Origin of the sequence: Acinetobacter sp. ABJ_C5_2, from assembly GCF_044538485.1 — a bacterium.
In the GTDB taxonomy this organism is placed as follows: Bacteria; Pseudomonadota; Gammaproteobacteria; order Pseudomonadales; family Moraxellaceae; genus Acinetobacter; species Acinetobacter nosocomialis_A.
The window spans coordinates 34302-45995 of sequence record NZ_JBIUCS010000001.1; the positions used below are offsets into that span (position 1 = coordinate 34302).

Annotated in this window: 12 protein-coding genes and 1 pseudogene; 3 read left to right on the top strand and 10 right to left on the bottom strand. The window is 37.0% G+C overall.

The window, feature by feature from the left end; all coding sequences use genetic code 11:
- Positions 1–9 precede the first annotated feature (9 nt).
- From ACH8JV_RS00160 to ACH8JV_RS00190, 7 genes are all read right to left on the bottom strand, one after another.
- Positions 10–390: a GtrA family protein gene (locus tag ACH8JV_RS00160; protein WP_331422147.1), complete on the bottom strand. Its 381-nt coding sequence runs from the start codon at positions 388–390 to the stop codon at positions 10–12.
- Between the two features lies 1 nt (position 391).
- The gene (locus ACH8JV_RS00165; RefSeq protein WP_396519082.1) at positions 392–1372 is read right to left on the bottom strand and encodes a glycosyltransferase family 2 protein; all 981 of its coding nucleotides are present in this window, start codon (positions 1370–1372) and stop codon (positions 392–394) included.
- Positions 1369–2163 (bottom strand): ChbG/HpnK family deacetylase, encoded by a 795-nt coding sequence (locus ACH8JV_RS00170; protein ID WP_263614401.1) that lies wholly within the window; start codon positions 2161–2163, stop codon positions 1369–1371. The genes ACH8JV_RS00165 and ACH8JV_RS00170 overlap by 4 nt, the downstream gene beginning before the upstream one ends.
- A 258-nt stretch (positions 2164–2421) precedes the next feature.
- A complete protein-coding gene (locus ACH8JV_RS00175; RefSeq protein ID WP_396519084.1) occupies positions 2422–3513 on the bottom strand; it encodes an ABC transporter permease in 1092 nt (363 codons plus the stop codon).
- Positions 3510–4640 carry an ABC transporter permease gene (locus ACH8JV_RS00180; RefSeq protein WP_396519086.1) on the bottom strand — a complete coding sequence of 377 codons (1131 nt, stop codon included), beginning with the start codon at positions 4638–4640 and terminating at the stop codon, positions 3510–3512. Before ACH8JV_RS00180 ends, ACH8JV_RS00175 begins: the two co-directional genes overlap by 4 nt.
- Positions 4641–4643: 3 nt before the next feature.
- Positions 4644–5765 (bottom strand): HlyD family secretion protein, encoded by a 1122-nt coding sequence (locus tag ACH8JV_RS00185; RefSeq protein WP_396519088.1) that lies wholly within the window; start codon positions 5763–5765, stop codon positions 4644–4646.
- 12 nt (positions 5766–5777) lie between these two features.
- Complete coding sequence (locus ACH8JV_RS00190; RefSeq protein ID WP_263614397.1) at positions 5778–7265, bottom strand: TolC family protein; 1488 nt, start codon at positions 7263–7265, stop codon at positions 5778–5780.
- A gap of 377 nt (positions 7266–7642) precedes the next feature.
- On the opposite strand from ACH8JV_RS00190, the gene serC reads away from it, so the two are divergent.
- Positions 7643–8722, top strand: a complete 1080-nt coding sequence (serC, locus tag ACH8JV_RS00195) for a 3-phosphoserine/phosphohydroxythreonine transaminase (protein WP_396519090.1) — start codon at positions 7643–7645, stop codon at positions 8720–8722.
- A gap of 57 nt (positions 8723–8779) precedes the next feature.
- Here the strand turns inward: serC and ACH8JV_RS00200 are convergent, their stop codons facing one another.
- Together ACH8JV_RS00200 and ACH8JV_RS00205 are read right to left on the bottom strand one after the other, a co-directional pair.
- The gene (locus ACH8JV_RS00200; protein ID WP_019457296.1) at positions 8780–8926 is read right to left on the bottom strand and encodes a hypothetical protein; all 147 of its coding nucleotides are present in this window, start codon (positions 8924–8926) and stop codon (positions 8780–8782) included.
- A gap of 33 nt (positions 8927–8959) precedes the next feature.
- Positions 8960–9901, bottom strand: coding sequence for a hypothetical protein (locus ACH8JV_RS00205; protein ID WP_304456461.1), 942 nt, complete (start codon positions 9899–9901; stop codon positions 8960–8962).
- Between the two features lie 257 nt (positions 9902–10158).
- Here ACH8JV_RS00205 and ACH8JV_RS00210 point away from each other — a divergent pair, with 257 nt between their 5' ends.
- Both ACH8JV_RS00210 and ACH8JV_RS00215 read left to right on the top strand, forming a co-directional pair.
- Positions 10159–10644 carry a YaiI/YqxD family protein gene (locus ACH8JV_RS00210; RefSeq protein ID WP_079377047.1) on the top strand — a complete coding sequence of 162 codons (486 nt, stop codon included), beginning with the start codon at positions 10159–10161 and terminating at the stop codon, positions 10642–10644.
- Between the two features lie 10 nt (positions 10645–10654).
- Complete coding sequence (locus ACH8JV_RS00215; protein ID WP_396519092.1) at positions 10655–11563, top strand: DMT family transporter; 909 nt, start codon at positions 10655–10657, stop codon at positions 11561–11563.
- 29 nt (positions 11564–11592) lie between these two features.
- Here ACH8JV_RS00215 and ACH8JV_RS00220 read toward each other — a convergent pair.
- Positions 11593–11673 (bottom strand): annotated as a pseudogene (locus ACH8JV_RS00220) (PilZ domain-containing protein); the annotation flags it as partial.
- Positions 11674–11694: the final 21 nt, after the last annotated feature.

An 11694-nucleotide genomic window follows, 5' to 3' on the forward strand; every position in this document is an offset into this window, starting at 1 on the left:
ACACAATCCTTAATGTTGAAATGCAAAAAAACGGTTAAGCAAAAAAGTCACGACAGAAGTCAGAACAATTGCAATACACACTAAGGTTGAAACAGGGACGTTAAAATAGAGGTTTGAGAGTAAAAGAAAACTTTCATTAAATAAAAAACCTAAGCCTGCAACCAATGTGAATTTTGGTAGAGTCTGACGATGATCAAGATGCTGTGCTTTAAACGTAAAAATGCGATGCCCGAAATAGCTCACCCAATAGGCGACTAAAAATGCAAGTAAATTGGCATATTGCAGTGCAACATGCTTCTGAAAAAGAAGCATGGCTACACTATAGTGAGTAAGTGCTGCTGCGGCCCCAGTAGTGGCAAACCGCGTGAGCTGAAGAATATGAGCAAACATGTTAGAAACTTGAGAAAGTATTTTCCGGCTTTGTGATAGATTTTTCTTGTTTAATACGAGAATGTTCAGATGCAACAATATATTTTGGTCTGTTTTTTACTTCCGCGTAAATACGGCCAACATATTCACCAACAATACCCAGAAACAACAACTGTATACCACCAAGTAAAGTCATACCCGCTGCAAGTGTTGCCCAACCTGGAACAGAAATTCCTTCAATCAACGTTTTAATGATGATCCATACGCCGTAACCCATAGCACCTAAAGCTAGGATTGCACCTAAATAAATACAGATGCGTAAAGGTAAATCTGAAAACCCAGTTAAACCTGACATAGCCAAGTTAAATAGAGATTTTACGTTGAAGCTAGAACGGCCGTGCTGACGTTCTTGTTCAGAAAAATTAACGCCTATACTTTTAAAACCAACCCAAGCATAAAGTCCTTTCATATAGCGGTTTTTTTCTGGCAATTGTTTAATTGCTTCAACAACTTTTGCATCTAGTAGACGGAAGTCGCCCGCGCTTTCTGGAATATCGATCGGAGAGCTTAAGTTTAATATACGATAGTAACCTTGGGTTAAAACACGTTTAAGCCAAGACTCGGTGGTACGATTGCGAATACCATACACCATGTCATAACCATTTTTCCAAAGGTTAATCATGGTTGGAATTGCTTCAAATGGATGTTGAAAATCAGCATCAATCAGTAGGGCAACTTCACCTGTCACATGATCTAACCCAGCACTTAACGCTGCTTCTTTACCAAAGTTGCGTGAAAGTTCAAGCACAACCAATGGGTAATCATCAATCATTGTTTGTAGAATAGGAATGGTGTCGTCTTTACTCCCATCATCTACCACAATAATTTCAAAGCTAAGATTTTGCTGTTTTAGACTATTTGCTAAAGCAGGAATAAAAGTTTTTAAATTTTCTGCTTCGTTATAGGCTGGAACAACGCAGGATAAAAATGGTTTTGTGTTCATTGCATTGCCCCTAGTCTAGTGAGCTGGATACCATATTGCTGACAATCAAGTTGAAACTGATCCGAACTGAAATATTCATATTCTTGTATTCGGGCATGTTGAATCGGATCTTGATCATTTGATTCTGCAAGCGCTGGATGGCACATAATCAGTAAATGGTCTTTTGCATTTGCAAGCCAATACTGGTTCAGTTCGCCATAGTCAGTTTGCTTAAAATCATAGATACCGGCAAATTGGTCATTTTGATTAAAATGATATGTTTGACATGCTTTTGCTAAAGAATTAGAACCCAGTGCAGATAGCACGCGAGTCTTAAAACGATAGTGAGGTAAATCTATCGGGTGCTGTAAATTTCGAATCCAACCCGTAAATTTTTTCTCTTTTAACAATTGCAGCAAAATATCGCGTATGAATGGAAATTGATGAATATGTTGATGTCCATCAATAAAATCTGGGTGTTTTCCCATGACTGAAACGAATAAATCCCATTGTTCTTCAATACATTGGGTAATTGATTCACGATTCAGGCTTGAGGACCATGCACGTAAAATCAGCATGGGTAAGGAAAAAACAGTATTACCTGAAGCGAAAGCATGGGTAAGATTTAAATGCAAACCGATATCAACTTGATCGCTAAAGGGTTTTAATTTGGCAGCAGCAGTTTCCCATAGTTCAGATTGGGTCATACATGAGGTTGCTTGAAGTGCACCTTGTTCAATTAAATGAATAATTGCATCAGATATTTCTGCATTCATTGCAAAGTCATCTGCGCAATAACACACTTTTGGCATATCCAAATTCCACCATAGGGCAGGATTGCAGAACTATTCTGCTTAGCTGCTGAAAAACTATACTAATTACTATGGAGAAAATTTCTTAATTTCAACTTAAAGTTTTCTTAAGGTTTCATGACAATTGATACAAATTAATACTTTGAATTTATTTATTTTTTTATAAATATTTGGTCAATTATTTAAGAAATAAGCTTTAACTATAAGATTTTATAGTAAATAAAAATATAATTTATACACATTCATGTAGCCTTAAATTTACTTGGAATTTTTTAAACGTGAATGGGCAATAATTAAAAAAATGATTCCAATTGTTGCAAGAAAAATCAATTTAGGAATCACAACATTTAAAGGAACACCCATTTGATTAAGCTGTACAAACATTTGTACACCGTGTGTAGAGGGTAAGCACCAAGCAAACCATTGTAACCATTCAGGCATGGCATGGTGGGGCCATGCGGTACCGGTTAATAAGAAAAGCGGAACTGAACTAAATACAATGATATGTCCGGCACGTTCAGGCATGTCTAAAAGTGAGCCAATCAACATGCCTAATCCAATCACACAACTAATAAAAATTGGAACCGCGACGAGTAAACCAATAAAATTACCACCATGTGGATAGTCGTTGAACCACAAGGTAAAACCAAAAAGGTAAAAACTGCTTAAACAACCAATCGTAAAGAGGCTGGCAAAAATTCCAGCAAAGCGAATGGAGGTAATTTTTTCATGCTTTTCGCGGTAGCTTGCAATCAGCATGGCTAAGCCTAATACAATCGTTTGATGAATAATGAGTGTTGCAACTGCTGGAAAAATATAGCTTCCATAACCTGAAAGGGGGTTAAATAAAGGAACCTGATGAATAGAAAGCGCTGGTTGGAAATGTGTACGCTCTCCAAATTTTTCAACATATTCTTTTAATGTGGCCTCAATAGATGTAGCAAGACCTAACCCAATTTCTTTAGTTTTTAAAAAGTTGGTTGTACTTAAGTATAAGCCAATTCCACCAGTTTCCCCGCGGCGTAGACTCTGTGTTAAGTTGTTGGGTAAAAGCAAAATACCATCTGCTTTTTGCTCGCGAACCATTTGTTCGGCTTCGAGAAAATTAGCAGTGACATCAACAATTTTAACGTGCGGACTATTGCTTGTTTGTCCAATAATTTGAGAGCTTAAAAGACTCTGTTCTTCATCAACAATGACAATTGGAATTGATTCGGCACGTTCAGCTTTATAGGCAGTTGGATAAAAAAAGCTATAAAGAATGACTGATAAAATCAGTGTCGTGAAAACCGAACTGTTACTAACAATATCTTTAAATGTTTGTCCGTAAGCCTTTAAGAATTCTTTCATTGTGCTGTCCCCCGAACTAATTTGTTAAGCAGCAGGGAACTCAAAATGAAATAAATAAGGCAGTAGCCAATCAGTATTAAAAAAGGAATCACTGAAATAAAAAGTGGACTTCCAATCACCCATTGTTCGGTTTGGAGCTTTGCATAAGGTGTATATGGAATAATTAAAGACCAAAATTTAGTGAAAATTGGTGCATTATTTAAAGGCAGGGTAACCCCTGCAAAACTTAAAGAAGACCCGCCGTATACCGCAATAAAACCAAAAGTTTTACTTAAATTTTTGGTCGCCAGAATGACGGTGCTACTAATGAGTGCATAAGCAAAATAAAGTAAGAACTGGGCAACTAATAAGAAACTAAGAGAACCTGCGACAAACCAACCGCGAATCTCAACGAGCCAAAACATCCATAACCAAGTCCAGAGGCAAAAAATAAAGCTATATAGCAAATTTTTAGCCAGTAAGCCGCGAATAAAATTTTCACGGTTTACCCACTGGGTTAATGTGCCGCGTTTAAGTTCTTGTCCAATGGCAAATGCCACACAACAACAGAGTAATAGATGCAAAACAGCAGGAACCATGAAAGGTTCTAAATAAAATTCATAACTCATGCTTGGGTTATAAAGCGTTGAAATTTTGACGTGCGCTGTAGGAACATCTAAATAGGGGATATTATTTGCTAAATAACTCTGGCCTGCATAGTCTGCTAAAGCATTGAGTGTACTGACCAACATGGCAGAGGAAATCGTATTTCCTACGCTAAAGAACGATTGGTTAAATGCGATACTGATTTGAGCATCTTGAGCTTTTACAAAACGTTTTTCAGCGCCGTCTGGAATAAAAACATAGCCCCAAATTTTGGTTTCATTGAGTAGTTTCTCAGCTTCGGTTGCGCTTGCAGTAATTGTTTTAACATCTACCGTATGATTTAACGAAAGATATTTTTCAATATTACGGCTCAGTTCACTCTGGTCCTGATCAATAATTGCGATAGGTAAATGTTCAGCCTTACCTGCATAAAACATGCTGCTAAACAAAAAAATGATAAAAGCAGGGATGAGTGTCACCATGCACAAATCCCATTTATTGCTTCTTAGATAGTTTAGTTCACGTAATATACTGGCAAGCATGCTTTATTTTTCTTCTTTAATTTTAAATAGAACACTCATGCCAACCTTTAAGTCTTTGACAGGACGCTCAGGCACCAGATGTAATTTAAAGCTACGAATATCATAACCGCCAGTCTGACGAGTGGTTTTAATCGTGGCAAATTCACCTTCTGCATCAATATTTTTTATTTTAAATATCACGGTTTGATTTAATGCAGGAATGAATCCTTCTAGCGTTTTGTTTTTATAAAGAGAAGCATATTGGTTTTCACCGACATTTAAGCTCACCCACAAATCATCATCTTCTAAAATGCTAACAACGGGTACACCCATCGCAACCAGTTCGGAAGGCTTACCATAAGTTTTGGAAACTTTACCCGAAATAGGAGCGAGTAAACGGGTTTCTGCTTCAAGTGCTTGGGCTTCGCTGACTGCTGCTTTGGCAATATCAACTTGAGCATCTGCCGTAGATTTTTGTTGGCTGGTACTTCCACGCTTTGCTCGTGCATATTGTTGATAAGATGCTTCACTTAACTCTTGAGCAGAAGTTTGTGCTGCTAACATCTCATCTCGTCTTTGACGTGAAATGACACCTTGTCTATATAAGTTTTCACCACGTTGATAAGTGGTTTTTGCAAGGTTTGCTTGAGCTTTCGTACTTTGCCAATTGGCATAAAGAGTATCGATATTTTCTTGTTGGGAGCCTCGGTCTACAGTCGATTGAAATGCTAAAGCGGATTGTAAGGTTGCTAAAGCTTGTTGCTTTTTAGCTTCAATTTCTGGGCTGACTAAACGAACAAGGGGTTGTCCTTTAGAAACTTTTTGGCCTTCTTGAACATAAATTTCTTCAATACGACTTGGAACTTTAGTACTGACGTGAATAGTTTCAGCCTCAACTCTGCCTTGTAATTCAATAGGCTTGGGTTGATAGCTTTTCCACAAACCGAAACTAATCAAACCCAACAAAGCAATAATGACCACACCAATAACTAGTTTAATTTTCGAATTTTTAGGTGGTTGTGTATCACTTTTATTCGACTTTACTTCTTGAGTACTGTCAGTTTGATTACTCGGTTGATCTTGACCTGTTTGCTCTGTATCCGTAACAGGTGAATCTTGCTGAGAAGAAGATGATTCTTGATTCATTTTATGCCCCTATTAACGGATATAGTCAGTGTGTGGTTGAGTCACATAAGCTTTAAACTGGTCCATAGAACCATGGCTTTGCAATAAGGTTGCAAGTGACATGACATATTTATATGCATTTAAAGCCATTTCTGTTTTTAGAGCACTTAATGCATTTTGTGCATCAATGACTTGGGTGGCTGTTCCCATACCTTCACGGAAAGAAAGTTCTTGAATACGTAAGTTTTCTTGAGCTGCACTGATATTTCTTTGCAATAGCGTGTGACTTTGCTGTGCGGAATTGAGCTCGTTATATGACTTATTTAATAATCCTTCAATTTCTTGTTTCGTTCGTTCAGTCATGAGTTCTGAAGCATAGCGTTTTAACTCGGCAGCATGAATATTTTTATTTTTATCTACACCCGAAAACAGGTTGTACTTTGCCATTACACCTACAATCCAGTTTTCCTTCTCATCTAGTGAATACTCACCAAAAGCGAAAAGACTCGGTTTTTTTGCTGCTTGTTGAGCTTGAATATTTGTATTAGCCAATTGAGTATCTAACTGCATTTTTTGCACAAGGCTCGATTTTTGAGCGTAACTACTTAGCAATGCTTCTAAAGATTGGCTACGAACTGTATTTACAAACAGAGGCGTACTTAAATCAGGATTACTTTGCTGATGCAGAAGATTGTTTAAGCTAAATTGACTGGCATTCAGATTTGCTTGTGCATTTTGTAAAGTTCGCTCTGCATTATTACGGGCAACTTCAAATTGCATGCGTTGTCCTTTACTAATAAAACCTTGCTGTTCGAGCTTTAACGCATTGCTGTAATGTTTTTGCATTGCATTAAAGTTAAATAAACTACTCGCGACCAGTTGTTGTTGTAATTGCACATTAAAATAACTTTGTACCACTTCAAACCGCTGGATATCTTGTTGTTGTTGGCTTGAAAGCTGAGAGCGCTGGGCCTGAATATTGGCTATCTTTTTTGCACTAGTGGTTAAGCCCCCTGTGTAGAGTGGCATGACAACCGAAATAGACGGGCGTACGACCTGATCTTCTACAGTTAAATTGGCGTAGTCTGGAAAACGATTTATACCGTCATGGATGATTTGGTTTGAACCTTCCTGAACTTGTCCCAAAACATCTGATGGAATGACATTGTTCCACTGTGAAAGTTTATCATTGAGCCCTTGGCTTAAATCATTCTCAAGCTTTTGTTTAAAAGCACCCAGTGGCACATCGGTTTCACTGTGAAATGCGTATGCTCTAACGTTTAAATCAACTCTGGGTAACCCTAACCCTTTAACTGCTTCAGCTTCTAATTGAGAGGCTTGTTGTAAGGCTTGGTTGGCTTGAGTGCTATATGAGCTTTTTAAAGCTTGTTGTTCTGCTTCAGCATAACTTAAGCTTTGTGCATAAATAGGCGTTGCAATAAATACTCCCAATACCAACGCAAGGTAATTGGGTTTAAAGAAAAAAGGGCGTATTGACTGTCGATACTGATGTGTTGGCATTTTATATAACAATTTTTGATCATCCCTTATAGTTTAAATTTCTTGTTATTAAATTCAATTATCATATTGTTTATTATACAATTGTATAAAAGCACAAAATGATTTTGAGTTTATTTTGCGTGATGGAAAATCATACAGCAAGTTTTTATATATTCAGCACAGTATGGGAAACTCTATTCACAAGTCAAGTTGAACTTTATTTAGTAAAACTTATAAAAAAATAAGTGAAAGCAAACAAATAAATAAAATAGTTATTGAAAAAATAAACCTAAATACGCCCTAGCATTGAAATATTTACTAGAGAAGCTGCTGCAAGCTTAAGCAATCTGTGGTTAAATGCCTTTTTTTATTGTGTTTCACTTTACAAGGGAAAAATCATGCGCGCGTACAATTTCTGTGCTGGTCCTGCTGCATTACCTACTGCCGTTTTAGAAAAAGCTCAACAAGAATTGTTGGATTGGCAAGGTAAAGGTCTATCCATCATGGAAATGAGTCACCGTAGTGCTGACTATGTTGCGGTAGCCGAAAAAGCTGAAGCAGACTTGCGTAAGCTTATGAATATTCCTGAAAACTATAAAGTGCTGTTTTTACAAGGTGGCGCGTCATTACAATTTTCAGCAATTCCTTTAAACCTGCTTGGTAAAAATAACAAAGCAGATTATATCCATACAGGAATTTGGTCTGAAAAAGCGTTAAAAGAAGCAAAACGCTATGGTGACATTAATGCTGTAGAAGCAGGCATTAAAGTAGATGGTAAGTTCGCAATTTCTAATCAAAGCGAATGGAACTTATCTGATAATGCTGCTTATGTTCATTATGCAGATAATGAAACAATTGGCGGATTACAGTTTGCAGGTATTCCTGATGTTAAAGCACCGCTTGTTTGTGACTATTCATCAAGTATTTTATCTGCTCCACTAGATGTGACCAAGTTTGGTTTAATCTATGCTGGTGCACAAAAAAATATTGGTCCTGCTGGTTTAACAATCGTTATTATTCGTGATGATTTACTTGATCAACCTAAGCCAGAAATTCCAAGTATTTTAAAATATGGTGACCAAGCGAAAAATGGTTCTATGGTAAATACACCATCGACTTATGCTTGGTATTTGTCTGGTTTGGTATTTGAATGGTTACTAGAGCAGGGTGGGGTAGACGCTATTCATAAAGTTAACCTTGAAAAAGCTCAGTTACTTTATGGTTATATCGATTCAAGCGATTTTTATAATAACCCGATTGCTATTCCAAACCGTTCAATTATGAATGTACCATTCACTTTGGCAGATGAAGCTTTAGAAAAGCAATTCTTGAAAGAAGCTGAAGAAAATCATTTATTGAACTTGGCAGGCCACCGCTCAGTAGGTGGTATGCGTGCAAGTATTTATAACGCAGTTCCATTAGAAGGCGTTCAAGCGCTTATCCGCTTTATGGATGATTTTGCTAAACGTAATGGTTAAGTAAATCAAATAATAAAGCCCTCGAAAGAGGGCTTTATTTATTGTGCAATTTATTCATTAAAAAGGGACAAAACCAAATTGATGGATCATCATTGCGGCTAAGAACATACCTAAAACAAAAAAGCAAAACGCACCAGTATCGACCCTTATACGTGGGTTACTAGTTTGAATGAGGCTGGTGGTTTGTTCAGGTATAATCTTCATTCAATAGCCTAATTTTTAAAATATTAGTGAAATTCAATTAGTTTCACTATTTTTAGCATAAATATTCGCCTGAATCCAGATATTACCGCGAATATATTCACCAATATTAAAGTTTTTGTACAAATCATTTTGGGTCGCAATGCGCACTAATATGGCAGGAAGATCATCTTCCAAAACTAAAGTGACATCATAAAGAGTATATTCTGCACCCATAAATGTCATTGAAGTTTTACCGACAATATTACCTTGGAACCAAGCTTCGTCTTCTTGTCCAAGATTTTCACCATATAAATATGCAACCATTTTTGAAAAATCAACCGTTACAGGCTCTTGATCTTCCTCAGTTTTTGGTTGCCACTCATTAATGAGTTCTTGTAGGTTTTCAGGTGCAATTCCATTATGTTCAGTTAAAATTGCATTTAGTGCACGGTGATGCTTAATTGATGCTGGATCATCTACAACAATTGTTTCACCAGCAGGGACCGATTCTAATTCATAAGCCCATGCATTAAATTGAACTTGGTAAGTTTGGGTTTTGTCATATTGACAACGATTAACACTAAATAAATTATCAAATGCATAAACAGTCGTATTTTTATTTAATCTTAAACTTAATACTGCCTGAGTTGCTGAGTCACAAGTAATGATGCGCTCAATTTGTGCATTATATTGATAAGGACTTTCAAAACTAGGAAATGCTGTTTTTAAAGCACGAGGTTTTTGATTTTCAACCGCAATAATTTGGTTAATAGTGACATTTTGCCCTTGAGGACCTTGAATCAGCCAGAAAGATTGATCCATTTCATCTTCATTTTGGCATAAACCCATTGGCATTACAGGAGCATCAAGCGCCAGTCCAAGCCATTTTGGTACATCTGTCTCTGGATGGGAGGTCAGTAGATTCCAATGCTCTCCATGACTACCAAAATTTTGGTCGTTTACCGTAATAACTTCTGGACTGTTTTGATTTTTCATAAGTACGATTGATGTTGGGTTTATCTCACTTGTTATATTAAATCGAGGGTAATTGCTATTTTTCAAGTCAACATATGTAAATTCTCTTGTAAAAGCACATATTTACTTATTAAAAAGCCCTTTAATGGGGAAAATTACTCATTTTTAAAAGCGAATATGACCGACTGTTAAGGTATTGTTAAAATTAAATTTAGAAAACAAGTTTTATATTTAGCGCTATTCTCTAGTGAAATGCATCTGTTAGACTTAGATTTTTAGTGGAAATAGAGAATAACGTGCTGCCATTTAAGCTGTGGGTAGACGCAGATGCATTACCTAAAATTTTGCGTGAAGTCATTTTACGAGCTTCAGATCGTTATCAGTTGGAAGTGATTTTTGTAGCCAATCAAAATGTCGGAATTACCCCGTCGGTACGTATTAAATCAATACAGGTTTTAAGTGGAGCCGATCAGGCCGATCAGGAAATTGTAGATCGTATGTCTGAAAATGACATTGTCATTACGCAAGATATTCCGCTTGCTGCTCAAGTTATTGAAAAGGGCGGTATTGCGATTCATCCACGTGGTGAAATTTATACCACTGCAAATGTTAAGGCTCGTTTGCACTTACGTGACTTTATGGATACGCTCCGCGGTGCAGGAGTCCAGACGGGTGGCCCACCTCCAATTTCAGAACGTGATAAACGTGAATTTTCGAGTGCGCTCGATCAAACAATTTTAAAGCAAAAACGTAAAACAGCTTAGTGAGCCTCTTATGCCATCCCAGACCAACTTGGCTTCAACTTACGTCTTGCTTGTATTTATTTGGGCAACGACACCTTTAGCCATTGTGTGGAGCGTGTCTGACTTACATGTCATGTGGGCCTTACTCTTACGTTTTTATATTGCTTTACCTCTTTCGGTTATTGTTTTACTTGTTCTAAAAACGTCTTTTCCCATTCATAAACAAGCTCTCCATAGTTATTTTGCAGGGTCCTTTAGCTTAATTGGCTCTCAAATTTTTACCTATGCTGCGACCCAATATTTAAGTTCAGGCATGATCGCTTTGATGTTTGGTCTGGCACCTATTATGGCTGGTTTAATTGGTCGTTTCGGGTTTGGTCAGCATCTTTATAAACTACAATGGCTTGGTATGGCGATTGCTGTTTGTGGCCTAGCAATCATTTGCTTAAATGGATCTGGTCAGCATGTGCATCCATTTGGCATTGTTTTAATGTTGATCAGTGTTTTTGTTTATTCATTTTCTATTTTTTGGGTAAAAAAAGTGAATGCCCAAGTTCAGCCCATGGCTCAGGCAACAGGTTCAATTTTGGTTTCTTCACTTTTGGCGAGCTGTCTTATTCCGTTTATTTGGCAATATGCACCGAGCCACTTACCGCAAGCTAAATCTTTATTTGCTTTAATTTATACAGTTCTGATGGCTTCACTCGTTGCCATGTTCTGTTATTTCAAGCTTGTACAAAATATCAAAGCAACTACTTTATCACTTACAACTGTGATTACGCCTATGTTAGCTATGGTGATTGGTGCTGTTTTAAACCATGAGCACCTTTCAATAATGGTTTTTGTAGGGGCATTTATTATCTTGTTTGGTCTATTCCTTTATTTTTATAAAGACATTCAGGCAAACCGTAATTTTGCTCAACATATTAAATCTAAATAGGAGAAGATAAGGGTAATTTGTTGAGCTTATTCATTAAATTGTTCTAATTCGTAGCTAAATGCATGATCAAATTGATCTCATATCTTAAGTAGTAGAAAATAGCGCAGCAATATAATATTAGGATTGTTAAG

Coding starts and splice junctions, on each gene's coding strand:
- ACH8JV_RS00160 (WP_331422147.1), bottom strand. CDS start 390: ATGTTTGCTCATATTCTTCAGCTCACGCGGTTTGCCACTACTGGGGCC.
- ACH8JV_RS00165 (WP_396519082.1), bottom strand. CDS start 1,372: ATGAACACAAAACCATTTTTATCCTGCGTTGTTCCAGCCTATAACGAA.
- ACH8JV_RS00170 (WP_263614401.1), bottom strand. CDS start 2,163: ATGCCAAAAGTGTGTTATTGCGCAGATGACTTTGCAATGAATGCAGAA.
- ACH8JV_RS00175 (WP_396519084.1), bottom strand. CDS start 3,513: ATGAAAGAATTCTTAAAGGCTTACGGACAAACATTTAAAGATATTGTT.
- ACH8JV_RS00180 (WP_396519086.1), bottom strand. CDS start 4,640: ATGCTTGCCAGTATATTACGTGAACTAAACTATCTAAGAAGCAATAAA.
- ACH8JV_RS00185 (WP_396519088.1), bottom strand. CDS start 5,765: ATGAATCAAGAATCATCTTCTTCTCAGCAAGATTCACCTGTTACGGAT.
- ACH8JV_RS00190 (WP_263614397.1), bottom strand. CDS start 7,265: ATGCCAACACATCAGTATCGACAGTCAATACGCCCTTTTTTCTTTAAA.
- serC (WP_396519090.1), top strand. CDS start 7,643: ATGCGCGCGTACAATTTCTGTGCTGGTCCTGCTGCATTACCTACTGCC.
- ACH8JV_RS00200 (WP_019457296.1), bottom strand. CDS start 8,926: ATGAAGATTATACCTGAACAAACCACCAGCCTCATTCAAACTAGTAAC.
- ACH8JV_RS00205 (WP_304456461.1), bottom strand. CDS start 9,901: ATGAAAAATCAAAACAGTCCAGAAGTTATTACGGTAAACGACCAAAAT.
- ACH8JV_RS00215 (WP_396519092.1), top strand. CDS start 10,655: ATGCCATCCCAGACCAACTTGGCTTCAACTTACGTCTTGCTTGTATTT.